This is a genomic window from Streptomyces sp. NPDC001100 (assembly GCF_053598575.1).
Genome location: NZ_JBSFKO010000045.1, coordinates 46999 through 71491, shown reverse-complemented (window position 1 = coordinate 71491; position 24493 = coordinate 46999). Strand labels below are relative to the sequence as shown.

Annotated in this window: 28 protein-coding genes and 2 pseudogenes; 13 read left to right on the top strand and 17 right to left on the bottom strand. The window is 67.9% G+C overall.

From position 1 onward, the window contains the following. Positions 1–5: 5 nt before the first annotated feature. From ACWDEW_RS42025 to ACWDEW_RS42010, 4 genes and pseudogenes are all read right to left on the bottom strand, one after another. Positions 6–209: pseudogene (locus tag ACWDEW_RS42025) on the bottom strand (IS701 family transposase); the annotation flags it as partial. Positions 210–285: 76 nt separating this feature from the next. Continuing rightward, positions 286–687 (bottom strand): TIGR03618 family F420-dependent PPOX class oxidoreductase, encoded by a 402-nt coding sequence (locus tag ACWDEW_RS42020; protein WP_450520605.1) that lies wholly within the window; start codon positions 685–687, stop codon positions 286–288. A 60-nt stretch (positions 688–747) separates the two neighbouring features. Continuing rightward, the gene (locus ACWDEW_RS42015; protein WP_450520603.1) at positions 748–1905 is read right to left on the bottom strand and encodes an epoxide hydrolase family protein; all 1158 of its coding nucleotides are present in this window, start codon (positions 1903–1905) and stop codon (positions 748–750) included. Between the two features lie 75 nt (positions 1906–1980). Continuing rightward, complete coding sequence (locus tag ACWDEW_RS42010) at positions 1981–2556, bottom strand: PadR family transcriptional regulator (protein WP_450520601.1); 576 nt, start codon at positions 2554–2556, stop codon at positions 1981–1983. A gap of 119 nt (positions 2557–2675) precedes the next feature. Here ACWDEW_RS42010 and ACWDEW_RS42005 point away from each other — a divergent pair, with 119 nt between their 5' ends. Next, entirely contained in the window at positions 2676–3320 is a 645-nt protein-coding gene (locus ACWDEW_RS42005) for a TetR/AcrR family transcriptional regulator C-terminal domain-containing protein (RefSeq protein WP_450520599.1), read from the top strand. Between the two features lie 280 nt (positions 3321–3600). Here ACWDEW_RS42005 and ACWDEW_RS42000 read toward each other — a convergent pair whose 3' ends face one another. From ACWDEW_RS42000 to ACWDEW_RS41990, 3 genes are all read right to left on the bottom strand, one after another. Continuing rightward, a complete protein-coding gene (locus tag ACWDEW_RS42000) occupies positions 3601–4158 on the bottom strand; it encodes a peptidoglycan-binding protein (protein ID WP_450520598.1) in 558 nt (185 codons plus the stop codon). An 811-nt stretch (positions 4159–4969) separates the two neighbouring features. Then, positions 4970–5467 carry a DUF6924 domain-containing protein gene (locus ACWDEW_RS41995; RefSeq protein ID WP_450520596.1) on the bottom strand — a complete coding sequence of 166 codons (498 nt, stop codon included), beginning with the start codon at positions 5465–5467 and terminating at the stop codon, positions 4970–4972. A gap of 50 nt (positions 5468–5517) precedes the next feature. Continuing rightward, complete coding sequence (locus tag ACWDEW_RS41990) at positions 5518–6390, bottom strand: aldo/keto reductase family oxidoreductase (RefSeq protein WP_450520637.1); 873 nt, start codon at positions 6388–6390, stop codon at positions 5518–5520. Positions 6391–6558: 168 nt separating this feature from the next. Between ACWDEW_RS41990 and ACWDEW_RS41985 the strand changes: the two genes are divergently transcribed. The 3 genes from ACWDEW_RS41985 to ACWDEW_RS41975 all read left to right on the top strand — a co-directional run bounded on the left by ACWDEW_RS41985 (position 6559) and on the right by ACWDEW_RS41975 (position 9670). Next, positions 6559–7422, top strand: coding sequence for a LysR family transcriptional regulator (locus ACWDEW_RS41985; RefSeq protein ID WP_450520594.1), 864 nt, complete (start codon positions 6559–6561; stop codon positions 7420–7422). A 66-nt stretch (positions 7423–7488) separates the two neighbouring features. Further along, positions 7489–8130 (top strand): hypothetical protein, encoded by a 642-nt coding sequence (locus ACWDEW_RS41980; RefSeq protein ID WP_450520592.1) that lies wholly within the window; start codon positions 7489–7491, stop codon positions 8128–8130. A gap of 1090 nt (positions 8131–9220) precedes the next feature. Next, positions 9221–9670: a DUF721 domain-containing protein gene (locus ACWDEW_RS41975; RefSeq protein WP_450520635.1), complete on the top strand. Its 450-nt coding sequence runs from the start codon at positions 9221–9223 to the stop codon at positions 9668–9670. On the opposite strand, the gene ACWDEW_RS41970 is transcribed toward ACWDEW_RS41975, so the two are convergent. After that, entirely contained in the window at positions 9657–10034 is a 378-nt protein-coding gene (locus tag ACWDEW_RS41970) for a hypothetical protein (RefSeq protein ID WP_450520590.1), read from the bottom strand. The two genes, ACWDEW_RS41975 and ACWDEW_RS41970, sit on opposite strands and share 14 nt — an antisense overlap. 277 nt (positions 10035–10311) lie before the next feature. Continuing rightward, positions 10312–10512 carry a hypothetical protein gene (locus ACWDEW_RS41965; RefSeq protein ID WP_450520588.1) on the bottom strand — a complete coding sequence of 67 codons (201 nt, stop codon included), beginning with the start codon at positions 10510–10512 and terminating at the stop codon, positions 10312–10314. 583 nt (positions 10513–11095) lie between these two features. On the opposite strand from ACWDEW_RS41965, the gene ACWDEW_RS41960 reads away from it, so the two are divergent. Then, positions 11096–11929, top strand: a complete 834-nt coding sequence (locus ACWDEW_RS41960) for a carbon-nitrogen hydrolase family protein (protein ID WP_450520586.1) — start codon at positions 11096–11098, stop codon at positions 11927–11929. Positions 11930–12059: 130 nt separating this feature from the next. Here the strand turns inward: ACWDEW_RS41960 and ACWDEW_RS41955 are convergent, their stop codons facing one another. Together ACWDEW_RS41955 and ACWDEW_RS41950 are read right to left on the bottom strand one after the other, a co-directional pair. Further along, a complete protein-coding gene (locus ACWDEW_RS41955) occupies positions 12060–12956 on the bottom strand; it encodes an NADP-dependent oxidoreductase (RefSeq protein ID WP_450520584.1) in 897 nt (298 codons plus the stop codon). Between the two features lie 35 nt (positions 12957–12991). Next, complete coding sequence (locus ACWDEW_RS41950) at positions 12992–13870, bottom strand: NmrA/HSCARG family protein (protein ID WP_450520582.1); 879 nt, start codon at positions 13868–13870, stop codon at positions 12992–12994. A 207-nt stretch (positions 13871–14077) separates the two neighbouring features. On the opposite strand from ACWDEW_RS41950, the gene ACWDEW_RS41945 reads away from it, so the two are divergent. From ACWDEW_RS41945 to ACWDEW_RS41935, 3 genes are all read left to right on the top strand, one after another. Beyond that, complete coding sequence (locus ACWDEW_RS41945) at positions 14078–14863, top strand: AraC family transcriptional regulator (protein ID WP_450520580.1); 786 nt, start codon at positions 14078–14080, stop codon at positions 14861–14863. A 77-nt stretch (positions 14864–14940) separates the two neighbouring features. Beyond that, positions 14941–15186, top strand: coding sequence for a hypothetical protein (locus ACWDEW_RS41940; protein ID WP_450520578.1), 246 nt, complete (start codon positions 14941–14943; stop codon positions 15184–15186). A gap of 406 nt (positions 15187–15592) precedes the next feature. Further along, complete coding sequence (locus ACWDEW_RS41935; RefSeq protein WP_450520577.1) at positions 15593–16372, top strand: hypothetical protein; 780 nt, start codon at positions 15593–15595, stop codon at positions 16370–16372. Between the two features lie 118 nt (positions 16373–16490). On the opposite strand, the gene ACWDEW_RS41930 is transcribed toward ACWDEW_RS41935, so the two are convergent. Then, on the bottom strand, positions 16491–16931 hold the full coding sequence (locus ACWDEW_RS41930; protein WP_450520575.1) for a hypothetical protein: 441 nt from the start codon (positions 16929–16931) through the stop codon (positions 16491–16493). Between the two features lie 353 nt (positions 16932–17284). On the opposite strand from ACWDEW_RS41930, the gene ACWDEW_RS41925 reads away from it, so the two are divergent. From ACWDEW_RS41925 to ACWDEW_RS41915, 3 genes and pseudogenes are all read left to right on the top strand, one after another. Then, positions 17285–17929, top strand: a complete 645-nt coding sequence (locus tag ACWDEW_RS41925) for a hypothetical protein (protein ID WP_450520573.1) — start codon at positions 17285–17287, stop codon at positions 17927–17929. Position 17930: 1 nt separating this feature from the next. After that, positions 17931–18260, top strand: a complete 330-nt coding sequence (locus ACWDEW_RS41920) for an MFS transporter (RefSeq protein WP_450520571.1) — start codon at positions 17931–17933, stop codon at positions 18258–18260. A 372-nt stretch (positions 18261–18632) separates the two neighbouring features. Beyond that, a pseudogene (locus tag ACWDEW_RS41915) lies at positions 18633–18731 on the top strand (NAD(P)H-dependent oxidoreductase); the annotation flags it as partial. A gap of 42 nt (positions 18732–18773) precedes the next feature. Here ACWDEW_RS41915 and ACWDEW_RS41910 read toward each other — a convergent pair. From ACWDEW_RS41910 to ACWDEW_RS41900, 3 genes are all read right to left on the bottom strand, one after another. Beyond that, positions 18774–20060, bottom strand: a complete 1287-nt coding sequence (locus ACWDEW_RS41910) for a serine hydrolase domain-containing protein (RefSeq protein ID WP_450520569.1) — start codon at positions 20058–20060, stop codon at positions 18774–18776. 230 nt (positions 20061–20290) lie between these two features. Beyond that, positions 20291–20956 (bottom strand): response regulator, encoded by a 666-nt coding sequence (locus ACWDEW_RS41905; protein ID WP_450520568.1) that lies wholly within the window; start codon positions 20954–20956, stop codon positions 20291–20293. Continuing rightward, a complete protein-coding gene (locus ACWDEW_RS41900) occupies positions 20949–22139 on the bottom strand; it encodes a sensor histidine kinase (protein ID WP_450520566.1) in 1191 nt (396 codons plus the stop codon). The genes ACWDEW_RS41905 and ACWDEW_RS41900 overlap by 8 nt, the downstream gene beginning before the upstream one ends. 126 nt (positions 22140–22265) lie before the next feature. Between ACWDEW_RS41900 and ACWDEW_RS41895 the strand changes: the two genes are divergently transcribed. Next, positions 22266–22529 carry a hypothetical protein gene (locus ACWDEW_RS41895; protein ID WP_450520564.1) on the top strand — a complete coding sequence of 88 codons (264 nt, stop codon included), beginning with the start codon at positions 22266–22268 and terminating at the stop codon, positions 22527–22529. A gap of 424 nt (positions 22530–22953) precedes the next feature. Here ACWDEW_RS41895 and ACWDEW_RS41890 read toward each other — a convergent pair whose 3' ends face one another. Together ACWDEW_RS41890 and ACWDEW_RS41885 are read right to left on the bottom strand one after the other, a co-directional pair. Next, positions 22954–23187, bottom strand: coding sequence for a helix-turn-helix domain-containing protein (locus ACWDEW_RS41890; RefSeq protein WP_190151577.1), 234 nt, complete (start codon positions 23185–23187; stop codon positions 22954–22956). Further along, on the bottom strand, positions 23187–23771 hold the full coding sequence (locus tag ACWDEW_RS41885; protein ID WP_450520562.1) for a DUF2975 domain-containing protein: 585 nt from the start codon (positions 23769–23771) through the stop codon (positions 23187–23189). Before ACWDEW_RS41885 ends, ACWDEW_RS41890 begins: the two co-directional genes overlap by 1 nt. A gap of 203 nt (positions 23772–23974) precedes the next feature. Between ACWDEW_RS41885 and ACWDEW_RS41880 the strand changes: the two genes are divergently transcribed. Next, complete coding sequence (locus tag ACWDEW_RS41880) at positions 23975–24427, top strand: hypothetical protein (RefSeq protein ID WP_190151575.1); 453 nt, start codon at positions 23975–23977, stop codon at positions 24425–24427. Positions 24428–24493: the final 66 nt, after the last annotated feature.

The following is a 24493-nucleotide window of genomic DNA, read 5'->3' as shown; positions in this document are numbered from 1 at the left end:
ATGACAAGGTCTTTCATGGTCCGAGCAGGCTCGGGATACTTGATTTTCGGTGGCCGGCCGGATGAGTGGTGTGACGAGACGCAATGCCCACCGCGTAGGGCAGCTTGCGTTCTTCCAGGCCGTGGCGGAAGGCGCCGGCATCCCCCGTATCCGGCGTCCGCGACGACCAAGGGGATGCCGATGCCCCACGACGGAGTCTCGTCGATCATGTCCAGGGCCAGCTGCCACCCCTCCACCACAGCGACAGAACTCGCATACCGGCATGAGGCATACCTGAACGCCCGCTTAGCGTACGGGGGCGTGAATGATGGTGTCGACGGCGATGGTCAGCAGGATCCGAGTCTGTCCCGGGCCGCCGTAGGAGGTGTAGGGCCGACCGGTGTACTTCTGGGAGAGGCGTTCGACGTTCTCGGCGGCACCGTCGGTGGTGGCGGCGGTCACGTGCCCCTTTACCCCGAAGTAGCGGGTTGTGTCGTCGGGGTCGGCGATAGTCAGAGCGACGCGCGGGTCACGTTGTACGTTCTTCGTCTTGCGGTAGCCCTCGACGGTGTTGATGAGGATGTTTTCGCTGTCGGTGTCCACCCAGGTCTGCGTGAGCTGGGGCGAGCCGTCGGGCATCGTCGTGGCGATGAAGCAGGGACTGGGCCGCCGCAGCAGTTCGAGGAGTTCGGTCGGCAGAGTCGCCATGAGATCGTGCCCTTCTGCAAGGAGGTCGGTCGAGGGAGGTCGCGGAGCAGGCATCCGCGCTCAGCGCACGGAGCGGAAAGTGGCCCGGACGTCATCGGTGAAGCGTTTCGGCTGCTCCAGGGCTGCGAAGTGGCCACCTGCGGCGGGCTCGCTGAAGTGGATCACGTTGCTGTAGCGGCGTTCGATCCAGCGCCTGGACTTTCGCACGTGCTCCTCGGGGAACATGCTGAATCCGGTGGGCACGGTGATGGGTTCGGCGGGGGTTGGCGCGGAGGGGCGGGGTGCCCGGGCCATTTCCCAGTACATTCGGGCGGAGGATGCTCCGGTGTTGGGAAGCCAGTACAGCATGATGGTGTCGAGTAGTTCGTCCAGGGTGAATGACGCTTCCGCGTCTCCTGGTGTGCCGCAGGTGTCCTGGTACATCGCGTAGATCCAGGCGGCCAAGCCGATGGGGGACTCCGCGAGGGAGTAACCGATGGTCTGTGGACGGGTTGCCTGTTGTTTGGCGTAGCCCGAAAGGTTCTCCCAGAACCAGCCGGCGCTGTCGAGCATGGCCTGTTCCTGCGCGGTGGCGTCCTTGATCTCCTCGGGTGTGGGCGGGAACATGGCGAAGTTGAGGTGCAGTCCGACGCAGCCGTCCGGGGCCGCGCGACCGATCTCGTCGGTGACCGCGCAGCCGAGATCGCCGCCCTGTGCACCCCACCGCTGGTACCCGAGTCGGTCCATCAGGGTGATCCAGGCGTCGGCGATCCGCGGAAATCCCCATCCGGGTGCGGTCGGCCGGTCGGAGAATCCGCATCCCGGCAGCGATGGCACCACGAGGTGGAAAGCGTCGCGCGGATCGCCGCCGTGGGCCGCGGGGTCGGTCAGCGGGCCGATGACCTTGTGGAAGTCGAGGACCGAGCTGGGCCATCCGTGGGTCATGATCAAGGGGAGGGCGTCCGGTTCCGGCGAGCGCACGTGGAGGAAGTGGACTCCCAAACCGTCGATGGTGGTGCGGTACTGGCCGAAACCGTTGAGGGTTTTCTCGCACCGCCGCCAGTCGTAGGTGTGGAGCCAGTAGTCGTGCAGGGCGCGGACTTTGGCCAGTTGGGGGCCCTGGCTCGTGTCGGGCACGGTTTCGGCGTCGGGCCACCGTGCGCGGGAGAGGCGTTCACCCAGGTCAGTCAGCTGCTCGTCGGGAATGGACAGTATGAAGGGCTCGATCAGTTCAGACATGGTGCATGCTCCATATGGTCCGCACATTGGTCGCGGAGGTTGCAGGGTGGTACGTGCTGGCGTCGTGCCCGGAGATCAGGGGTTTCCGGGCTGGCGGGTCCGCTCGTCGGCGACGATCTCGGGCACCGCGTTCAGGACTTCCTGGAGCCAGGCAACTTCGGCGCGCAGCCGGTGCGCGCCGTGGCTGACCGCGAGGGACTCGCTCACCGTCAGGTAGCCGCTGTCGATGGCATGCGCGTTCAACGCCTCGGTGGTGGACAGCATGGAGGAGAGCTCGTCCAGCCGGGAGGTGATGACGGCGTGGAGATCATCCAGTTTCTCGGGGTCCAGGCGGGTGAGGGCCAGGTCGAAGGGGTCCGGTTTCATCCAGATGTGGGTAAGCCCCTGCAACTGCAGTTCCCGGAGCCTCCGCCGCCCTTCGTCTGTGATGCCGTAGACCTGACGCTCGGGCAGATTGCCTTCTCGCTCGACCCGTATCTCGGCGAGCAGCCCTTCGGACAGCAGCCGCTTGATCGCCTGGTACAGGCTGCCTACGGACACGTCCGTCCACAGGTGCAGATGTTCCTGCTCTGCCTGGAGACGGACCTTGTGCCCGTGCATCTCGCCGTTCCTCGCGAACGTGTCGAGGATGAACAACCTGATGGATGACATACGAGTACTCTTGCATGAGTACCGGCTCGTGGCAAACTTGGGCAGGGAGATCGGCCTATGAGATCCCCATGTCATAAGACGCGTCGGCCAGCGGGCTCGTGCCACCGGAGTCGGTCTGGATGGCACTCTGGCTGAACGCCAAGATCCACACCCACCCCGACCGGTTCGAGGAGTTGATCGGCACTCACCTCGCGGCGCTCGTGGTCCAGTTCCCCGACGCACCGGAGCGGTGGTTCGTCCGCTACCGCGCCCCGCACGACCTCGACCACCTGCGCCTGCGTATCCGCACCCGTAGCCGCGGGCAGGCCCCGGCCAGGGCGCGCAGATGGAGGAAGTCCGCGGCCGAAAGGGACGCCGACCCGGAGCGCCGGCAGGAGGAGGTGCGCGAGTACGCCCTCGAAGGGCGGCGGCGCCTTCCGGCGCACCGGGACATCGCCAGGATCTCCATGGCCCACGTCCCCTTCACCGCTGAACACCTGCCGCATGTCGAGGTGCTGCTCGGCGTGTTCCGTACCGCGGGACTGCCCGACCGCATCGCGGCAGAGGCCAGTGACCTCGTCTCGACGTACATCGACGGGTTCGTCCTGGAGGAGGGCATGGGGTGGGACAGAGCCGCCCAGCCAGAATGCGGCACCTCCTCGCCCGCCCCGACTGGCGTGAGATGGCCGGCCATGGTGACGGACTCTTCCGACGTACGGTTCGATATCGGCCTGGAGATCATCCTGCGCGGCCTCGCGAGCTCTCTGCCGGCCGACCCGGCCTGACCGAACAGGCCGCGAATCCGGGTCGGTTGTGCCAGCGCCCGTCGTTCGTTACCGAGGGCGCGGCAGCACGACTGCGGCACTGTGGGGGTGTGCGGGCTGCCTGTCGTGACCGGTGACTGACAGGACGCAGTCCGGCTTCTGCCGCGGCTGTTCCGGCCGGGGCGGCCCGTCATCGATCGCCGACGCCCAGCGCAGGCGCTGGCCACGCGGGGACCTCGTCGAGCCGGGGCGGCAATTGGGTGAGGGCATGAGGCTCGGGAGACCTGACGACCGTCGTGAGTCACGGCTCCGAGGTCTCGGACTCCAGCGCGACCCGTGTCGCTGTGCCGTAGACGCCCGACTCGTCCTGGAGGACGAGTCGGGTGAGCTGGTAACTGCGGACTGCGCTCTCGACCTCGCGGTCGTAGTCGCCGTCGGCGGCTCCGCCGTACAGACCGATCTGTCGGAGGCGGAGCTGGAGTTCGACCACCTCGGGTCCCTTGTCGCCGAAGCGGAGGACGAGGGCCTGCCCGTTTGACGCGCTCGGTGAGGGGGCGGTCGGAGCGCCGGAGGGGGTCTCGGTCGGGACGGTGGAGCCGGTCGCGGTGACCGGGCTCGTGATCGCGGTCGGGGTCGCACCCCGAGAGGAGACCGGGGTCTCGGACGGCTGTGCCGGGGACGTCGTCCCGGACGGCGCTGCGGGGGAGGAGGCGTTACCAGATCGCTGATTCTGCGGAAGGCCCGCACGCGGGCCGTCGGACGTCGAACCGTCCCGCGAGGGACTCTGGTACAGGAAGAGCCCTCCGACCAGTCCTCCCGTCACCAGGACGGCCAGAACGGCTCCGGTCCCTGTGAGCAACACTGCTCGGTACCTTCGGTACGGCGGGTCACTGCCGGCCGAGGGCTGCGGGGAGGTTTCGTCGAGGGGTAACGAGGTGGCGGGGCCCGGCCCGAACTCGACTGGGGCGGCGGTCACGCTGCCCCAGTCATCTAAGGAGCCTGGTTGCTGCTGCTTATCGGCATCCTCCGAAGGGACGGCCGGTTGGCCCGTAGGCGCGGTCGCGGCTTCGGGCGCAGAGCCGGCAGAGCGCTCGGGGGTGTCTCCGACCTCCACGAACGGCCGGATGCGCAGCGGGTCGAAGTCCTCTGCGGCCGCTGCCTCCGCCGTACGCGTCTCACGGTGGGCGTCGGACGCGCGGCGCGTGCAGGAGCAGGCGGGAGTGCCGTCCTCCGCACGAGGCACCCCACACTCCGGGCAGACGGGGGCTGTCGGTTCACTCACCCAAGTTCCCTCTCCACGCAGGCTCCAGAGTTTAGACAGTTCTCCCGCACAGAGAATCCATAAGTCGCGGAATCTGGAATTGGAACGTCCGGAAAGCCGGGAACCAGTTGCTTCGCGGGGGAGTGTCAGGGAGGCAGGCCGGCCTGGAGGCCCTCTGCGTGAGCCTCGGCAGGGAAGCAGTCCAGCCATCAGGTCGGATTCGTTGTTCGGCCGAGGTCCGACCGACCCGGGCCACTCACCACCGGCGACGATGGCGATGCCCGTCTGGGCCGGGCCTGGGTGAGCTCTGGCCCTGTCGGAGACCGATCTTTCCCCCGCGCTGGTCACCGCTTGGTCGGAGTGCCCCCGCAGCTGCGGCGTGGCCGCGTGAGGCAGACAGGAGCCGGGGTCAAGCCGGGTCAGCCGGGGGCCGAGTCAGGATGCCCGGAATTCCTTGGGAGTTGGGCCTGCCGTCGACAACCGCGGCTGTGTTCGGGCCGGGCATCCCCAGTCGGCGGCGGCGAGCTGACTCCGGTGCGGTCCAATGAGTTGCCCCGGCTCCTCGCAGCGCTGCCACCGCTTCACACCTTCGCTCAAGGCCGCGGGGGCCGCCCCGGCCCCGGAAGAGGCCGTCCTGGCCGACATCATCCAGGAATTCCGCAAGTCTCATGCCCTTCACGCCGGTGGCACTGAGAAGGGCCCACAATGCCTCGGGAACGCAGCGTAGTTCGCTCCGGTCCGCCTGGCCGATGACGAGCATCGGCCGGGCGGCTTCGGTCATGGTGCGTCCGTCCGCGACGATCACGACGGCGTACTGGGCGTGGTGGGGAAAGGACGCCTCCGGTCGTGTCACCACGTAGCAGGAAGTGTGAACACGCTCCTCGGTCGACAACGATGAGGCGCGCATCACACCGCGGCCGCCTCTTGTCTTGTTGGGGCTAAGCTGCGCCCTGCTATTTACCGGCCGATCTTGTCCAACTCGGCAAGCTCCTCGTCGGAGAGCGAGAGTCCCGCACCGGCTACATTCTCGCGCAGGTGCGCCACCGACGAGGTGCCGGGAATCAGCAGGATGTTCGGGGACCGCCGCAGCAGCCAAGCCAGGGCGACCGACATCGGCGTCGCGTCCAGCCGGGTGGCCACGGCACAAAGGGCCGTGGACTGCAGCGGGGTGAAGCCTCCGAGCGGGAAGAAAGGCACGTAGGCAACGCCCTTGTCGGCGAGATCGTCGATCAGCTCGTCGTCCTGACGATAGGCGAGGTTGTACATGTTCTGCACGCACACGATCGGTGCGATCGCCTGTGCCTCGGCGACCTGTTCCGCCGTCGCGTTACTCACTCCGAGGTGCCGGATCAGGCCCTGCTGCTGGAGTTCGACGAGGGTCTCGAAGGGCTCGGCGAGCGAGCCGGGCTGGGGCCCCTGAGCGTCACCGAGCCGGAGATTGACCACGTCGAGCGAATCGAGGCCGAGGTCGTGAAGGTTCTCGTGGACGGCGCGGCGCAGGTCCTCGGGCTGCCGGGCAGGGGGCCAGCCGCCCTGCTGATCGCGGACCGCGCCGACCTTGGTCACGATGTGCAGCGATGCGGAATAGGGGTGCAGCGCTTCACGGATGAGCTGGTTGGTCACACGTGGTCCGTATGCACTGGCGGTGTCGATATGGGTGATCCCCAGACCGGCGGCCTCGCGCAGGACGGCGAGCGCGCCGTCGTGGTGAGCAGGCGGGCCCATGACCCCGGGGCCAGCGAGCTGCATGGCGCCGTAGCCGAAGCGGGTGACGGTCAGATCGCCAAGGGCCCAGGTGCCGCCGGGCAGTGACGCGGAGGGTGTGTTCATTCGGTGTGCCTTTCCTGCCGAGCTGGATAGTGCGGAGAGCTGCTTGATCGCGCCGGTCACCGGCGCGATCTTCGTTTCGCTCATGCTCGCTCGCGGGCCAGGGGCGCATCCAACACCGATACGGTGTCCTGTCATACCCGGTGGGTATCACCCAGGTACGCTGGGAATGTGGACGACTTGGAGACCCGCGAGCTGAGGTACTTCATGGCCGTCGCCGAGGAACTGCACTTCGGCCGCGCCGCCGAGCGCCTCGGCATGGCGCAGCCACCGCTTTCGCGGGCAATCCAGCAACTAGAGCGGCGCCTCGGCGTCTCTTTGCTGGAACGCAACCGCCGCGGCGTCTCCCTGACCGGCGCCGGAGAGGTACTGCTGCACGAGGGCCGCGCAGCCCTCGACGCGACCACCGCCGCCGCTCGCCGCACCCGTCGTGCCGGTGGCGCCGACGGTCCGGGTGGCCCCCGCAGCCGTCTGGTGCTGGCGGTGAAGGCCGGCGCGTCCCACGAGCTGCTGCATAAGCTCCTCGACGCCTATGCGGCCGAGCCCGACGCCGCCGAGATCGAGGTGCTGCCGAGCGGCACGTGTGAACAGGAAGAGATGCTGCGCGACGGCCGGGCTGATGTGGCGCTCATGCACAAGCCGTTCAACTCCCTCGCCGGGTTCGACAGCGAGGAGCTGATGACCGAGGGGCAGATCGCCATCCTGCCCGCCGGGCACCCCCTCGCCGCGCACAAGGCTCTGTCCGTGGTCGACGTCAGCGACATCCCCGACCTTCCGCTCGCCCGCTGGTCCCGCCACGGCACATACCCACCCGGCCCGGGCCCCGAGATCCACGACCAGACGCAGCTGGCCCAGCTGATCGCTCTCGGACGCACCGTAGCCGTCTTCCCCGACTCCGCCCGCGCCTGGCTATGGGCCGAGCACACCGCCGTTCCCCTGACCGACGCACCCCCCGTCGTCACCCACATCGCCTGGCCCGCACACAGCCGCTCCCTCGCCCTCGCCGGGCTGATCCGCACGGCCACTCGGCTATGACCCGCCCTCGCCTTCCGTCGCCGCGGCACACCGCCTGACCGCCGGTGCCCACGGGCAGGTGGTGGCGTGCGGGACATCACGAGCGGCGACTGCCTGCAGCTGCGCCACATCGAGGTCAGCGTCCTGCGCAAGGCCCCGGCCTCGCGGACGCTGTTCTACACGCTCCTGAAGGACCTGGGAGACTTCCCTCCGGGCGCGCCCGCGACCGGGAGTTGGGCCGCCGCGTCGGGGACCGCCGATCCGGCACGGCGGGGAGCCGGGACCGCGATCGGGAGTCAGGATGGCGGCATGGGCACTGCGGGCACCGGGGACACACGAGCTGTCCGGGTATGCCGTAGGTACCGCCCGGGCCTGTGGCGCGGTGGGGGTGGTTCCGGCCCGTTGCTTTCCCCCGTAGCGGCGGGCCGGAGCGGCCTGCATCCCGTCGCCGGGTACTTCTACGTCCCCTTCGGCGAGGACGACCGACGGATGAGCAAGGTCGCCAACGGCATGTTCTGGGAGCTGAGCGGCCCTGTCCCACCCGACCCCGACGACGAGTACGCAGAAGAACAGGACGACTACGACCTGAACGACCGGGTCATCAAGCTCCAGGGGGCGGTCCCGTTCGTCGACCGGCACAGCTGGGGCCTGAGCCGGGGGCACGAGGACAAGTTGCGAGCAGTCCGCGGGACGGTCGTCCGGCGGCTGTGCGGCCGCGGCTGGCTGTAGCACCGTCCCTGGAGCCCGAGCCACGCACGGCGCCGGTGGCCCGGTGTGACGGGCGCGAGCCGATGGGCCCCGGTGCGGCGATCGGCGCGCTGGTGACCGAGCAGTCCTGGGAGCTCCTGGCCGCCGGCGCCACGCTGCGCCAGCGGGGCCATCACATGTGGGACCAACTCCCGCGATGGCAGGGTGAGTTGGGGCGAAAGGCGGTGGTATGGACTGAAGTAGATTGCCGGGTGCCTGGGGCTGCGCGACCATCGTCGGATGAGTACGGATGAGGGTCGGAAGCTGAGGCGGGTTGTGCAGACGTGTTCCGCATACCCAGTGCAGTGGGATGCCTGGACGGCGGACGGCCAGTACCTGTATCTCCGATACCGGCATGGTGAGGGCTGCGTCGAGTGGCATCCCGGCCCTGACGATGATGCGGACACGCCGGAGTCTTGGAACGGGGGCCGCTCAGGACTCCTGATCGGATGGGACGACGGCACCGGCGGCGGTGTCATCAGCCTAGGGGACTTCCTCGCGGCAGCGGGCTTGGAGTTGGCGCCGGATGCCTCGGTGAGTTGAGGTCATGGCACGCAGTCAGGTGCGGAGCCAGATGACGAGGGCGGCCGCGGTGACGGTGCCGAGGAAGACGTAGCCGCGTTTGGCCGTAACGGGTCGCGACAGCCCGGGAATTCTTCAGCCTGTTGATGGCCCTCTCGACAGTGTTGCAGCCGCCACGCTGGCCGCTGCCTCCGCACCCGCGGCCGCGCCCCGCCAGGCGGGGCCCCGCGATGGCTGAGAAGCAGACCTGCTCGGGGCGGGACGGAGACGTACTGTGCGGCCGCACGCCCCTGCCAACCCGAAGTGTCTGCGGTATCCAACGTGTCCAAGAGCTGGCCGGCGAGGTGGTGTGATGAAGCAGACCCTCCCAGCTCAGCGGCGTCGACCTGGCTCGCGTCGCGCTACGGGCCGCGAAGGAGGCGGCGAGGAAGAACGGCGACGGCTGTACGACAAAGGCGAAGCCCCACACGGCATCGGTCGTGGTTCGCCATGGCGGGCGTGAGCCGATGGGGCTCGGTGCCGTGATCGGCGCGCTGGTAACCGAGCGGGGCTGGGAGCTCCCGCCAGCCGGTCCACACTGCGTCAGCGCTGGGAGGCTATCGCTCCCGAGCTTGCCGGGCACGCCGTGGCGGTCGGCTTCGAGGCCGACTCCGGACGGCTCAGCGTGTGCCCGGAGTCGGCGGCATGGGCGACGAAGGTCCGTCTGGAGCAGGCCCGGATTGTCGAGGCCGCCAACGTGTCGGCTGACCGTACGGTCAGCCGCAGCCTGCGGATCCTCGCACCGGGCTCCGCGTCCGTGTCCGCCCCCGACGACGTCGCTCCGCAGACGGCGGCTGCGCCCAACGAGCCGGTGAGGACACGGGAGTTGGCCAGCAACGGCTACCACCGTGACCTTGCCGCCCACCTTTCACCGGAGTGGCGAGAACGAAACCGCCGGGACCGGTGTGGGCCGGCCCGGCGGTCGCTCCCTCGCGGCGATGGGTGCGCTACGGCCGGTTGAGGGTGATGGAGTTGATCGGCGTGAGGTTCTCGTAAGTCCAGTCGTCCTCGAAGAGGGTCTCGTAGCAGTTGGTGCCGCCGTAGTTGTAGCAGAGGCTGGCGGTGGCGCCGCCGTACTGGTTGTTGAGGACCCAATGGTCCCCGTACTGGTTGCTCAGGTTGTGGTAGCCGTAGCTGCTGTATTGGACCGTCGGGTGCGGGTTGTCGAAGGGTTCGACGCCCTCGGGCCAGATACACACGTTGCCGGACCTGCATCCGTACACCGTGGAGTCGCCGGCGGGCGCGGCCTGGGCGGCGCCGCTCATCGCCACCACTGCCGTGGCCGCGGTCGCGAACGCGGCAGCGGCGCTCATCACCTTGCGCATGTTTCCCCCTAGCGGGTGGCCTGCATCGTCGCAGGACGAACTTCGAGTTGAAGGGATCAGCCTGTTCCGGGTGGCTATGTACGCGAGTAGTGACGTCATTTCGACGTCAGATTGGAAGTCGCACGCTCACGTGAATAGCTGATGTACGTGACTTTGGGAGTCATCCACTGCTCTCAGCGGTTGCCGGCATCGCATGAGTGTTGTGCCGTTCGGAGGGGCGGGTCCGGGGAACGTCAAGTCCCCGGATCCCATGACCTTCAAGTCCCCGAGTTGGCGCCTACTCGTAGCAGCTTGCGCTGCACAACACGGTGACCGTGCCGCTTTTGCTGGTCGCTGTGGAGTTGGTGTCGTGGGTGGTGGCTGCGGGGGTCTTGCCGGTATCCCAGGGCATGGGGGCGGCCATGGCCTGGGGGGCGATGGCGGTGAAGGCCGCGGCGGTCACGAACACGGCGCCAATCGCACGCTTGCGCAGACGCATCTGGTCTCCTCGATCGATGATCAGCCGGTGAGCTTCGGCGGCTCACGCCGTTGCGGCGGTTGATCGCCTGGTGCCTCAACGTAGACGTCGCCGGACGACAGCCGCCAACGTTTCGAAGACCATCGAAACGTGCCTGGCCGCGGGACTTCCGGACTTCCTCCCGGCCTCGGCCCGGCCGCCCCGTCGGGGGAGGGGATACCTCTGCTTCACCACGGCGATGTCCAGTGATGTGGTTGTGCTGCGGTGTTCAGCTGACGACGAAGCTGTACACCGACCGGGTCTGTTCCCTGTCAAGTCCAGCGTGTTGAACTGAGGTGCTTCTCTCCAGCAGTCGGGCCATTCGACGGTGCGCCGGACGGGTTGAAGGAGGTTGACGGAGCCTGTGGGTGACGGCAGTGATGACGGACTGCGCAGCCCGATCGCCTCGGGCGAGGTTGCTGGGGAACCGTCGCTCAAGGCGTGGAAGGCAGCGATGACAGCCCGCAGGAACTTCAAGCGCCAGGTGCGCGCCCGCGCCGCCAAGACCGGCGAGTCCTGCACGTCTGCTCTCCGCCACTTCCGTCCGACTCCATCTGGAGACGTCATGTCGGAAGCAAGGACCCCCAAGAGCGTGGGGCTCGCCGTCGCGCAGACCCCCGTTCGCGAGGACCCCCGAGATGTTGACGCGCTGCACGAAAGCGGCCGCCAGGTCCGTGCTCTGATGCGCGAGGCGAGTGCTCGGGGCGCGAGGATCGTGCACTTCCCGGAAGGCGCGATCTGCTTTCCCCACAAGCTCGTCATGTCCGTCGACGGCCCGGACGAGGTCGGCCCGGCGGACTGGGATCGGTGCCAGTGGCCGGTTCTGCAAGCAGAGTTGGCTGCGATCGTCGAGTTGGCACGGGAGTTGCGGCTGTGGACGGTGATCGCGTCGGTGCACCGCTTGACCGAGCCGAACCGCCCGCACGACAGCCTCTACGTCGTCTCCGATCGCGGCGACGTTGTCACGCGCTACGACGAGCGCCTGCTGTCGAACACGAAGGTGTCTTACATGTACTCACCGGGCATCTCGTCGGTGACCTTCGACGTCGACGGTGTGCGCTTCGGCTGCCTGCTCGGCATGGAGATCCGCTACCCGGAGTTGTTCGCCGAGTACGAGAAGCTGGACGTCGGCTGCGTCCTGTTCTCCACGAACGGCGTCTCCCCAGGGAACGCCGCCGTCCAAGCCCAAGGCCACGCCGCGGCCAACAGCTACTGGGTCAGCTTCTCGGTGCCGACGCAGCACAGCGCCACCGCGCCGTCCGGAGTCATCGCCCCCAACGGCGACTGGCTTGAGCCGTGCCTTGCAGACGGATCACCATCGGTGGCGGTCGTGGACCTCGACAACGGTTCCGAGGCCGCCGCCGGATCAGTGACCGACGCGCGTCCCTGGCGTCGCTAAGCGCGCTCGGGCGTCTACACCGGGCACCAGGTGACCGATCCACGCAGCGAAGACCGAGCTGCAGCCTTCTAGGACGTGTTGCGAAAGCGCCCACGAAGGCATTTCAGGGAAGTGCCTCGATGACGGCCAGCTACGGCCGCAGGATGAGCTTCCCGGCGGCGTGACCGCTCGCGCTCAGCTCCTGCGCCTTCGCGGCGTCCTCCAGCGGAAGGCTCTGCGCGATGCGCACCGTGAGCTTGCCGTCGGCTGCGAGGCGGGCGTACTCGCCGAGGCGGGAACCGAACGGGGCGGGGCCGGAGAAGGTGACGCCCAGCTCGGCGGCCTTCGGATCGGCGATGGTGATGATCCGGTCGGTGCCGCCGCGGAGGTCGATCGACACCTCCAGGTTGCCTGCCCCCGCGGCGTCGTACACGGCGTCGATGCCCTGCGGTGCGGCCTCGCGGACCCGGTCGGCGAGGCCGGCGCCGTAGGCGACCGGGATCGCGCCCAGCGAGCGCAGGTAGTCGTGGTTGCCGGGGGAGGTGGTGCCGATGACCGTGGCGCCGCGGGTGACCGCGAGCTGAACTCCGACGGCGCCGGCCACACCCGCGGCTCCGTGCAGCAGGAGCGTGTCGCCTTCCCCGACACCGAGGGCGCCGAGCACGCGGACCGAGGTCTCGACGGCGACGGGCAGTGCCGCGGCGAGGTCCCAGTCGAGGTCCGCGGGCTTCGGGCCGAAGTCGACGGCCAGCGCGTGCTCGGCGTACGCGCCGGTGACGGTCCAGCCCAGGACCTTGTCACCCACCGCGACGCCGGTCACGCCTTCGCCGACCTCGTCGACGACGCCAGCCGCCTCCACGCCGGGGATCACCGGGAACGGCGCCGCCATCTGCGGCCTCCACCCGTTGCGGATCTTGTAGTCGAGCGGGTTGACCGCTGCCGCCACGACCTTCAGCCGCACCTGTCCGGGTCCGGCGTGCGGCTCGTCGACCTCTGCGAGGCGGAGGACTTCCGGGCCGCCGAACTTGGTGTAGGTGATCGCCTTCATGTCCTGCTCCAGTGCTCGTCGCTCTAGGCGAAAGATCAACCCTGGTCTGGACCGGCGGGCGCGGTCCAGCCGGTGGATCGGATCCACTCGGCCAGGTCGAGGGTGGCCGGCTCGATCGCCCGCACCACCGCAAGATCCGACGCGTGTTCCGCCGCCTTCGCGAACTGGCGGAACATCGCCCTGTCGAGGCCGCTGGGAAGCACGCTCAACGGGAGGGCCTCGTAACGCGCCGGGAGTCCGGCGCGCGCGCCGAACGCCGCGGCGATCTGAGGGCCCGTCAGCTCGTCGCCGACGAGCTCGACGGCTCCGCCGGGTGCCTCCGCGGTGTCGAGCAGGAGCGCGGCGGCGACCCGGCCGACGTCCCTGACTGAGATCATCTTCAGGGCGACGTCCTCCGGCAGCGGCAGCCTCAGCACGATCTCTCCGTGCTCCAGGCTCGGTGCCATCTCCTCCATGAAGGGGGTCGGGCGAACCATCGCGGCCCTGAGGCCGGACTTCCTCAGGTGCTCCTCGATCGAGTGCTTCGAATCATGGTGCGGCACACCCCGCTCCCGGTCCGCGCCGAAGACCGAGTTGAACACGACGTGCGGGACGCGTGCCGCGACCGCCGCGTCGACGAGCGCGGTGCCGATGCGGATCTCCGTTTCGACCTCTTCGAGGTTGTTCGCCTCCGGGGTCATGAAGTAGAACGCCTCGACCGCCGTCAGCGCGGTGGCCAGCGACGCCGGGTCGTCGGTGCGGATGGCCGCCAGCTCGACGCCGCGGGCGGCCAGCGCCTGAGCCCGGTCGGATTGCGGGTTGCGGACCAGGGCCCGCACCGTGGCCTTGTGGTCCAGCAGCGCGTCGACCACCGCCCCGCCCTGTTGCCCCGTCGCGCCGAAGACTGCGATCGTGCCGGTCGTCTGTGTGCTCATCGCTGCCACCCTTCACTCAGGGCGTGAGCGAGGTGGGCATGAGTCCGGTGTTGACCTCGGCAGTGGGGGGAGGACGACGTGGGCGCGGCGTCCTTGAGCTTGATCTGTTGTGACATGTCTCCACGATGCGTCTGCGGCGCCAGGCGTACCACCGGCATCCCGCCAGGTTCTCCCGATAACCCGCCAGGGTCGGGTAGCCTCAATCGCGTGTCCGACCTCAGCGGCGAGCCGAGCTTCTGCACCGACGATGCGCCGTTGTCGGCGCCGCTGGCCCATGGCGCCGACGTGGCCGCGCACTTCCACGACTACGGCCAGCTCCGCTACGCCGCGCGTGGGGCCCTGGTCACAGCGACCCAGGTGGGCACCTGGGTGGCGCCGGCCAGTCGGATCATGTGGGTGCCGCCCTTCGCGGTGCACAGCAGCAAGGCGTACGGCGAGACGGACATCCAGGTGCTGTCGCTGCCCGTGACGCTGACCGGACAGCTGCCGGCCGAGCCGTCGGTCTTCGTGGCGAGCGCGTTGCTGCGCGAGGCCTATCTGGCGCTGATGAGCGAGGGCGAGCCGCTGGAGAGCCCCCGTGCGCGGCTGCTGATCGACGTCGTACTCGCCGAGCTCGCCCGCGCCGCACAAGAGCCGCTGCGCCTCCCGGAGCCGATCGACCGGCGTCTCAAGGCGGTCACCGACCTGCTTCACATGGACCCGGCAAGCCCGGCGACCCTGGCCGAGCTGGGCCACCGCACGGGCGCCAGCGAACGCACCCTGAGCAGACTGTTCGGGAGCGAGCTGTCGATGAGCTTCCGCCAGTGGCGCTCCCTGCTGCGCATTCAACGGGCTCTGATCGAGCTCGGCGACGGCGCCTCGGTCACCGACACGGCGATCCGGCTGGGCTGGTCGAACCCCAGCAGCTTCATCGACGCCTTCACCGAGCTGGTCGGTCAGACACCCGGAGGCTATCGCTCGTCGGCTCGGTCCTCCCGCAGCTCCCATCGGTGAGAGGTTGGCGGTGTAGCCGTAGTTCCTGGCGGAACAGCGGTGGCAGCCCAACGGTGTTGGGAGCCCACGCTGGAAGGGTGACTCCCTCCGCCATCACCCAGAGTTCCTCGCCGGCATCGGCGGCCTCGGCCGGTGCGACGCTGAGCGACCTCATCGTCCAGTCGCTGACGCGGCACAGCTCGTCGGAGGCGTTCGTCGCGGGCGACCGGCGACTGACCTACGCCCAGGTGCGGGACCGGGTCTCCCAGTTCATGGGTGCGCTCAGTCGGGCGCGGCGTTGGCCTGAGGGTGGGCGTCACCATGCTCAGCCCGAACACGCCTGAGTCCTGGATCGTGCAGGCTGCGACGCACCTCCTAGGAGGCAGGGACAAGGGGCCCGAAGGTGGCGCGCAAGCTGGTGCGAGAGCTCGTGCATGCGGCATCAGCCGTCGGCGACTGATGCGGTGTCAGGGCGGTGATCAGCCAGCTTCTTCCAGCAGTAAGGGCAGGGGTGGTGGAGGCAGGCATCGGGGTGTGACGCGCATTACGGCAACCGTCGGAAAATTGAGTGCCGGATCAGCTCTCTGCCACCGCAGGTAGAGGCGGTTGAAGGAGGGAGCGCTCCGGTCCGGCAGGAGGGTGGCTCCCTGTTGAGCAGGCTTTGAGGGGCCGCGGCCTCGGAATCCGACCACGGTGGATGGTCTCTGATCACATAGCCTCTCCTGGCATACACACGACAAGGGGAGGGTCATGAGAGGCAGAACGGCCTGGGCCGCGGCCGGCGGGGCTGCGGTCCTGGTGCTGGTGACGGCGACCGGGGCACACGCGGAGGGGCGGGGTGATGTCCGGGTGGTGAAGACCGTGGTCAACGGCGGCGGCAACGTCATCGTGGGCACGTCGCAGACGATCACCTACCCGGTCGACATCACCGTCAAGGACAACTCGGGGGTGAAGGGGCTCACGCACGTCAGCACCTTCAACAAGACGCTCCTCTACCGCTTCGCGACCTGGAACGATGATTCGTCCTGCACGAAGAAGAGCGCGACGACCTCGGTGTGCCGGGCCACGATGACCATCGACCCCGCCTGGATCGCCGACAGCGACGACATCGACTCCAACAGACTCGCCGGCGTCTGGCAGGTCAACGCGACCGTCCAGGCCAACGACGGCGACTACTGGATCTCCGACGACATCGCCGACTACAAGGTCAAGCGGGCGGCCCGGCTCACCACGGTGATCGGGCCCGAGAAGGTTGCCAAGAACGCCAAGGTGACCGTCACCGGCAAGCTGTCGCGGGCCAATTGGGAGGACCGCAAGTACCACGGGTACCCCGGGCAGCAGGTCAGGCTCCAGTTCAAGAAGACGGGGGCAGCCCACTACAGCACGGTCAAGACCGTTACGACGGGCAACGTCGGGCAGCTGACCGCCAAGGTGACCGTCACTGCGGCAGGCAGCTGGCGCTGGTACTTCCCCGGCACCACGACCACCTCGCTGAAGGCGTCGGCCGGGGACATCCTCAACCTGAAGTAGCCGACGGCCCCGAGGTCCTCTTCGGCCGCTGCCCATCCAACTCGTCGTCGTCCGCCGACGAGTTGGACGGTGGCCAAGCAGCGGCCGTCATCACGAGTTGCCGCTGAGTATCGTCGGGTCAGGGGCACAGGCCGCTGTCGGAGTTGTAGTAGATGTCGATCGAACCGCTCCAGGTCATGCACAGGCCGGGCTTGGGCAGGTCCTTGTATACCGGGCCGGCGTAGGTCGTGTAGGAGCCGGCGTCCCTCGCCGGGGTGCTGCTGGTCGGCCAGGTGTCCAGGGTGACCTCCATGAACACGCGGGCGCCGGGCTTGTTTCGCACCGTGACGGCGCACCACTTCTTGTCCGCGGAACTGTAGGCCACGTAGGTGGTGGCGGCCACAGTGGTCTGCGAGGACTTGATCGGTGTCGAAGTGAAGACCTCGTACCCCGTGCCGCATGCCCCGTTGTAGGCGCCCGCGGTGGCGGCCGAGGCCGGCGTGGTCGCGGCGAGCGTGGCGCCCAGGGCCAGGACGGCGAGGGCGCCGGCGGTGGCTGCCTTGTGGCGGATCGGCTTCATGGTGTTCCCCCTGTTGGTGTCATGGCGGGACGGCAGGTCCTTGCCGTCCACGCAGAGTGAGACCGAGCAGGCCCACCGACAGTTGTGGGCATTCTTGTCGCGGTCCTGTCACCGGTGTCACAAGGGCCGTTACGACCACCCGAACCCAGGGCGCTCACGGCATGCGGACCACCACTGCAACCACACCGCGACAAGCCACTACGGCTGTGGCTGCCACTCACCCACGACCGTCCACAGACCGGGCACTCCACATGCTCTCCGCGCTGCTTTGCGCCGTGGGTCAGAGATAGGAGACCGGGGTCTATTCCAAGCACATGCTTGAGATGTGGACAGGGCGTCGCCACATTCCAAGCATGTCCTTGGAATCCCCCGACCCGACGCCGGACAGCGGTTCGAATCCAGGTGCGGGCGCGGGCCAGCGCCGTCGGCTGCTGGAGGACCCTCGCAGCATCCGCGCACTCGCTCGTCCGATCCGGCTCGAACTGCAGTCGATCGTCGGCCGGGCGGGCCGGATCACCGCCGCGGACGCCGCGCGTGAGCTGAGCATCAGCCACGCGCTGGCCTCGCATCACCTTCGCCAGCTCGCGAAGTACGGCTTCGTGCACCAGGTCGACGGCGCGGACAACCGTGAGCGCCCATGGCAACTCGTGCACACCTCGCACGACTTCGACGACGTCGAGGACCAGCCCGGCGGGTCCGAGGCGGTGGCAGTGTTCGAACAGGTCGTCGCCGAGCGCGCGTTGGAGGACCTCGGCCGCTGGCACGAGCGGCGTGCCTCCTGGTCGCCCGGCTGGCGCAAGCACTCCGGTATCGGCACCAGCACCGTGTACCTGACCGAGGACGAGTTCACCGAGCTGATGGAGGCGTTCGGCGGGCTTCTGGCCCGCTACATCGAGCAGCGTCCGATCGATGACCTCGCGTCGCGCCCGCCCGGATCGAGGGCCGTCAGGATGGCGCTCATCGTGACGCCGCAGGATCCGACAACGGCGGAAGGCTGACATGCGGGCCGTTGTTGTGGCCCTGCGCCGACGCCACCTGCGATTACTTCTGTCGGCCGGACTCGTCTCGCTCACCGGCGACTGGATACTCCGGGTCGGTCTCGCCTACTACGTCTACGAACTCACCGGGAACACGCTCGCGTCGGCTCTCGTACTGCTCGCGTCGTTCATCCCGCAGATCGTGCTCCGTTCACTCGCCGGCGTGTTCGTCGACCGGTGGGACCTGCGGCGCACCATGGTCGCGGCAAGCGTGTTGCTGGCCCTGGGCCTCCTGCCCCTGCTCGCTGTGCACCGGCCCGGCCCGGCCGCTCGCCACGGCATGACGCGATGACCGTCACCGATTTCAGGAGCCTGTGCGATCCCTGCCACCCGCGCGTCAAGCGGTTCGTGCGGGTCGCGCTTCCGACGGTGCAGACCTACCGGACCGCGGACCACTTGGCCGTACTGCCCGCCAATGATCCGGGTCTGGTCGAGCGGGCCGGCCGACGGAGTGGAGACGATCAGGATGCTGTGCGAGCGGACTCTGGAGGAACGCATTGAGGCCGAGGCGACCGAGACCATCGGCCGCCCCGGGCGAGCACTCAAACGAGCGCACGACGAGGATCCGGCCCTCGGGGGAGGAACTCCAGCGCGCACGCAGAAGTTGTGATCATTTTCCCTGCTCCGTCGCTGCCGCAATCGTGCTATGGGCACCCTGAGGGGGCGGCTGAACTTCGGCGACTACGAGATGCCCTCGCTGGACCCGAAGGAGGGACTGGAGCCCGCGGGCCGCGCGGGTTACGCGCTGCGTGTGCGCGACTGACGGCCGGCGAGGAGCAGGGCGGGACGGTCGTGTGCCGGAGCGTCACGAGGACGGTGCGTCGCTCTCGGCGGGATACGGCTTGTCCAGCATGGCGCAGATCGCGGCGTCGACCAGAGCCTTGTTGGCTCTTGCCGCCTTGGGTTCCTGAATGCCGAAGTTGGTGGTCGTCAGCACAGCGGCACTTCGGCGCCCGTTCGTGTCGGTGTAGATCTCGCTCGAGTATCCGGGCTGGCCGCCGGTGTGCCCCCAGACGGTGCCACAGGGAGTTGCCACTTTCATCAATCCCAGTCCGTAGCCTCCGCCTTCCTCTGGAGCAGGTACCGTCGTGAGCATCTCTTTCATCTGAGTCTCCGGCAAGATCTTGCCGGACATCAGGGCGGTCAGAAATCGCTGCCAGTCGGCCGCGGTCGATACCAGGCCCCCGGCTGCCCCGGACCAGCTCACATCGATGGCGGCGGTTTCGACATTGCCATGCGAGCGCTCGGGCCCTACGAATCCTGCCCCCTCGGGAATGTTCAGATCGTCAGGAAGAATTGTGCTGAGGCGCTGGGCGTCGGGCTCGTATCCGACCGCGTGAGGCTTGCCAGGGCCGAATGCAGCATCCGTGGACAGGAACGTGTCATTCATCTCCAGCGGTTCGGTGATCTTCTTATCGATCAGATCGGCCAGGCTCTTCCCGGTTGCCTTCTCAAGTATGAGTTCGAGTGCCGCATAATTGGCGTTGCTGTAAGAATATTTCTTTCCTGGCGGGAACTCGGGGGTCTGCCGTGGGGTGATCGCGAGAAGCTGTTCCGGTGTCCAGGTGCGCTTCTCGTGGCCTGTGAGCGTGGGCAGAAAATCCGGGGTCAGCAGGTAATCGCCCAGCCCGCTCGTGTGGTTGAGGAGCATCCTCACGGTGATGTTCGTGCCGTTGGGGATGAGCCCCGGCAGCCATGTCTCCACCGGGTCGTCCAACTGAATCTTGTGCTCGGCGACCGCTTGGAGAATGAGGGTGGCGGTGACCGTCTTGGTGTTCGAGGCGATTCTGAACTGGTCGGTTGCTTCGAGATGGTGGTCGGCCTTGGTCCAGGAGGCTTGACGGGCGATCGCAAGGGGCCTGCCCGAAGGGAATTCGACACGGACGATCACTCCGAGGGAGCCCGTGTCCGCTGCCTTCTGCGCGAGGCCAGCCAGTCGTCCGAGGACCGACGTATTTTTCGCGACCGATGTTGTCGAGTCACTCGGACCCGCGTCCGAACATGAGACGAGAACGGCACTCATACTGACCGCCAAGACGATGGATTGGACTCCTTGCGCAATTCGGAAGCGTGGCAGGGTACGTGACGACATGAGAGTTCCTCTCGCGATGCGGAAAATGGCCGCGTACGCTGAGCGCCTGCTGCTCCTCACCCGCACAGAGGGCAATGAACGTCGGACTCGTCGTACAGGAACTATTTAGTCAGCCAGGGTCGTCCGGAACATCGCTCGATGGCGTGACTCCGAGGGAGCCGAACTCATTCGAAGGAGTGAGTCCGATTCACGAGGGCAGGAGACTCCGGCGCCTCACGTCATGCCGATACTCACAGAGCATTATTTCTGGCCAGCACGGCCGCCTGCGCACGACTTTGACAGCCGGTCTTCGCGAGTACATGACTGACGTGTGTTTTCACCGTGTGCAGGCTTACCGTCAACCGATGGGCGATCTCGGCGTTGCTCAGTCCGTCTCCGATCAGACAGAGCACGTCGCGTTCTCGCCCGGTGAGGAATTTCAGGCGGGCCTGTTCGCGGTCGCTCGGCCGACGACGGGTGCTCAGATGCCCTTGGACGATCCGACGGGTCACGGTCGGGCTCAGGACACTGTGCCCGGCCGCCGCCGCCCGTACCGCTCCGACGAGTTCTTCGTACGGACTGTTCTTCAGCAGGAATCCCGCAGCCCCGGCGTCAAGTGCGTCGTCGACGTACTCGTCGAGGTCGAATGTCGTCAGCATGAGCGCTTGACTCCGTCCTGCTCCGAGCAGCGCTCGGCGTCCGAGTTCGGACAGCACCCACAGTCCGTCGCCACGCGGCATGTGAATGTCCAGCAACAGCACGTCCGGCTTCAGTTGTCCGCACTCGGCCACGGCCTGCTCGCCATTGCTGACAGCGCCGACAACGGCGATGTCGGACTGACTCGCCAGTATCGCGCTCAAACCGGCGCGGATGATCGACTCGTCATCCGCCACCAGTACGGTGATCCGCTCAGACACCGGTAGTCCCCAGGGGTATGGCAGCCACGACGCTGAATCCGCCGTCGTAGGTGGGCCCGGCAGCCAGCTCACCACCCAGTGCGTCCACACGTTCTCGCATGCTGACCAGACCCAGGCCGGTACCCGTGCCGACAAGGCCTCGACGGGTTCCGCCACTGTTGACCACCGCGACTCTCAGTTGCCCGGGGAAGCCATCGAGGGTGAGCCGTACCGGGGCCCCGGGTGCATGCCGGCGAGCGTTGGACAGTGATTCCTGGACAATTCGGTAGCCCACCGCCTGTATCGAGCCGGGTAATGTATCCAGCTCGGCCCTGACCGTCACTTCAAGGGTTCCTCCCGCAGCCCGGTGACTGTCCAGCAGTGCGTCCAGCTCACCAAATCCGGGGACAGGCAGCAGGGGAGTCGCGTCAGCGGGGTCGCGCAGCACACGCAGCAGGTCGCGCAATTCACCGCCGGCCTGCCGACCGGCCGCGGCAAGCCCGTCGGCCTGCTCGCGCGCCCAGTCGGGTAGCCCGTCACCATGGGCGCGCAGCGTCTCCGCGTGCACGACGAGCAGCGTGAGCGAATGCGCGACCACGTCGTGCATCTCGCGGGCGATACGCGCTCGCTCCCACTCCGCCGCCTGTGCCGCTCGCAGATGCTGCTCGTGCCGTGCGTCCGCCGCTCGCTGTTCAGTCGCTACGAGGAGCGCTTGCCGGGTTCGCGCGGCGAAACCCACGGCCCACGCAAGTGGCATCGGTGCCAGGATCGCGAGAACGTCGAAGCCGCCCTGGAACTCACCGGAGTCGGCCGACTGCCGGTTCGCCCACAGGCCGATGCCGGTGATCGCGCATCCGCCGCACAGCGCCAGCACGGTCCGCGTCCAACTGGTGCAGTGGTGCCCCAAGCTGTATACGAGCACTGCCAACGGCAGAAAGGCCAGGGGTGTCAGCTTGGCGTGTTCAGCCGCACTCACCACCAGTGCCACCGTGAGTGCGGTGAAGCTCGTGAGGACGGCCGTGACAGGCAGCCGCCGGCGTAGCACGGTGACCGCGAGAGTCACCATCTCGAAGCCGAGAAGCGAGAGCCAGGATGTTCTCGATGTGTCTGTGTAGGGCTGCGACAGCAGTGGCGGAACCAAGGTCAGTGCGACCAGGACGACATCAACGCCCCGCTGGGGCTGTGTTGCGGAGACTTCCCTCACCTGGGCAACACTAGGAGCTGGCGCATACGTCTGGGTCACTCCAAAGAATGACTTCCGGCCAAGGGCTCCTCCGGCTACGCCCCAAGCTCGGTGACGCGGGCACCGAGGCTCGGCTCGAAGTCGTTCGTGATCGCCTACGACCATCACGAGAAGGTCTGGAATCCGCCCATGACTCTGCTGTTCGAGCGCAGGATCGGACTTGAGGACGGGTCGATCCCCGTTTGCGGCATCCGTTCCCTCCTCCGGGATGCACTCGCCACCACCGGGTTCACCGGCGCGACCGGCAGACCGCTGCACTTCGCTCCGCACGGCTTCCGGAGGATCTTCACGACCCACGCCGTCATGAACGGCATGCTTGCGCCGTGCGTCGGTGCGGATGCAGGCGGGTGAGCTGTTCGAGCAGGGCGCTTGACAACCTTGGGGTATTGCGCCTGGTAGGCCCGCTCGAAGTCGCGGACGGCGCGGGCCGCATGCTCCTTGTCCTCGGTGTTGGAGATCTCCTGGATCGCGTGCTTGCGGGGCCGGAAGCCGACCCGGAACCGCGTGATCACGGAGTAGGTCCGTTTCGCACCTCGACGATCGGCAGTGGGGTTGCGGTGGCCGGGACGCCGAGCTGCGGTGGCGTCGGTCCGGCGGGGGTAGGGACGTCGGTGAGCCGTTGCAGGAGTTGGTCCAGGGCGGCCTGTCCGTCGTCGACTGAGCATCCGCCAACTTGAAGTCACAGGTCAAAGGGCTGGTGTGACCGGCTGTCGGGGTGCTCACGCTGGTCGTGGGCGGCAGTCTGCGGAGTAGATCATCTGTCAGCGCGGTCGACTTAGGTCTGCTCGGTGGGGGCGTGGGTGATCAGGTCTCCCGGCTGGCACCGGAGGACCTCGCAGATCCTCGACAGGGTCGAGAAGCGGATGGCCTTGGCTCGCCCGTTCTTGAGTACGGACAGGTTGACAACGGTGATGCCCACCTGCGCGGACAGTTCGGTAAGGGTCATACCGCGCTCGACGAGGAGCCGGTCGAGGTGGATCCGGATCGCGTGGGGTTCCTCGTCGGGCATCAGATGGTCCCTTCGAGGTCCTCCCGCATGCGCACACCCTCGCGCATGATCTTCCCCATGATCACTGCGGTGAGGCCGGCGAGAACGAGCACCAGCGGCCCGGAGACCGTCGGCCCAGAACCCACGATCGGCGCCATGCTCCCGACGAGCCAGGACTGCGACCAGCCGACGACGAGGCCGGCCAGTGGCGTGCCCACGGTGACGAACCAGCCGAGAATAGAGAGCCGGTGCGCCACTGCCTCGGTGAACGGTCCTTGCCCCATAACGGCCTTGAGTAGCCGGGAGAAGAGCAGCAGCGCGAGCGCGCCGAACAGCAGCCAGGGCAGTTCGCCTCCGAGGTCGGCGGCGCGCTGCCCCACGGAGGGACTGTCCTGGCAGAGGCGCGTGGCACTGCTGGACGCCTTCACGCCCGCGCCCACCGGCAGTGAGTTCGCCAGTGAGGCGTTGCGCCAGAAGTCCGTCTGCACGCAGACGGCCCCGTCGTCGAGTATGTGCGTGACCCCCTTGCCGATGAAGGCGAGCCCGCACAGCACCGCCAGTACAGAGGTCGCCGAGGCCAGAGTCCTCATGAGTCGCGTGTTCATCGCAGCCTTCCCCATCGATTTTCGATATGCCCACAGTAGAGGAGCATATCGATATTCGACAAGTCCGTGGCCGCTGGCGAGGCCTCGGCGAGCTGGAAGGTCAGCTGATCACCGTCTCTGCCCGCACTCCTGGGTGCTGGACGTCACCACCGTTTAGCCGGTTCCAGCTCGCCGTGGCCGGGCAGACTTCTACGATCCGGTGCATGGATCCCGAGCTGCTGGAGCGGATCACCGCGCGGCGCGCGGAACTGGACGAACTCGAAGAAGAGCTGGCCCAGCGGTTGGCGGAGGTGCGGGCCGAGCGGGACGAACTCGCCGTCGCCGAACGGGTCCTTGAGCGGATGAGCGAGCAGCTCACCGACGAACGTGCCTCGGCCGCGCCGGCGCCCGGGCAGGTGGGCGGACGAGCGGTGCTGCTGATCCCGCACCGCACGTCAGGCGTGGAGGAGACCACCCTTCCGCCGGACTACCAGCGCATTCTCACCGCCGTGGGGCAGGCCGCCGGACCGGTCATGGCCCGGCAGGTCGGCGACGCGCTGGGAATCGACGTCAACGTGCGGGCCAAGCTGGAACCGCTGCGCGGGAAACTTGTCAGACTGGTCGACCGCGGCTGGCTGCGCAAACTGCCCGACGGCCGCTTCACCACCCGCCTGTGATGTCCTGCCCCGCCGCCCAGAGCGGTGCGGCGCGGGCGTAACCGGGGCGCCCCCGGCGGCCGTTGG

Bases quoted from the DNA above. Each gene is read 5' to 3' on its own strand.
- ACWDEW_RS41950 (WP_450520582.1), bottom strand. From the start codon at position 13,870: ATGAGCACACAGACGACCGGCACGATCGCAGTCTTCGGCGCGACGGGG.
- ACWDEW_RS41955 (WP_450520584.1), bottom strand. From the start codon at position 12,956: ATGAAGGCGATCACCTACACCAAGTTCGGCGGCCCGGAAGTCCTCCGC.
- ACWDEW_RS41935 (WP_450520577.1), top strand. From the start codon at position 15,593: ATGAGAGGCAGAACGGCCTGGGCCGCGGCCGGCGGGGCTGCGGTCCTG.
- ACWDEW_RS41970 (WP_450520590.1), bottom strand. From the start codon at position 10,034: ATGCGCAAGGTGATGAGCGCCGCTGCCGCGTTCGCGACCGCGGCCACG.
- ACWDEW_RS42020 (WP_450520605.1), bottom strand. From the start codon at position 687: ATGGCGACTCTGCCGACCGAACTCCTCGAACTGCTGCGGCGGCCCAGT.
- ACWDEW_RS41890 (WP_190151577.1), bottom strand. From the start codon at position 23,187: ATGCCCGACGAGGAACCCCACGCGATCCGGATCCACCTCGACCGGCTC.
- ACWDEW_RS41960 (WP_450520586.1), top strand. From the start codon at position 11,096: ATGTCGGAAGCAAGGACCCCCAAGAGCGTGGGGCTCGCCGTCGCGCAG.
- ACWDEW_RS41925 (WP_450520573.1), top strand. From the start codon at position 17,285: ATGTCCTTGGAATCCCCCGACCCGACGCCGGACAGCGGTTCGAATCCA.
- ACWDEW_RS42015 (WP_450520603.1), bottom strand. From the start codon at position 1,905: ATGTCTGAACTGATCGAGCCCTTCATACTGTCCATTCCCGACGAGCAG.
- ACWDEW_RS41965 (WP_450520588.1), bottom strand. From the start codon at position 10,512: ATGCGTCTGCGCAAGCGTGCGATTGGCGCCGTGTTCGTGACCGCCGCG.
- ACWDEW_RS41910 (WP_450520569.1), bottom strand. From the start codon at position 20,060: ATGTCGTCACGTACCCTGCCACGCTTCCGAATTGCGCAAGGAGTCCAA.
- ACWDEW_RS41995 (WP_450520596.1), bottom strand. From the start codon at position 5,467: ATGCGCGCCTCATCGTTGTCGACCGAGGAGCGTGTTCACACTTCCTGC.
- ACWDEW_RS41880 (WP_190151575.1), top strand. From the start codon at position 23,975: ATGGATCCCGAGCTGCTGGAGCGGATCACCGCGCGGCGCGCGGAACTG.
- ACWDEW_RS41920 (WP_450520571.1), top strand. From the start codon at position 17,931: ATGCGGGCCGTTGTTGTGGCCCTGCGCCGACGCCACCTGCGATTACTT.
- ACWDEW_RS41990 (WP_450520637.1), bottom strand. From the start codon at position 6,390: ATGAACACACCCTCCGCGTCACTGCCCGGCGGCACCTGGGCCCTTGGC.
- ACWDEW_RS42010 (WP_450520601.1), bottom strand. From the start codon at position 2,556: ATGTCATCCATCAGGTTGTTCATCCTCGACACGTTCGCGAGGAACGGC.
- ACWDEW_RS41885 (WP_450520562.1), bottom strand. From the start codon at position 23,771: ATGAACACGCGACTCATGAGGACTCTGGCCTCGGCGACCTCTGTACTG.
- ACWDEW_RS42005 (WP_450520599.1), top strand. From the start codon at position 2,676: ATGGCACTCTGGCTGAACGCCAAGATCCACACCCACCCCGACCGGTTC.
- ACWDEW_RS41930 (WP_450520575.1), bottom strand. From the start codon at position 16,931: ATGAAGCCGATCCGCCACAAGGCAGCCACCGCCGGCGCCCTCGCCGTC.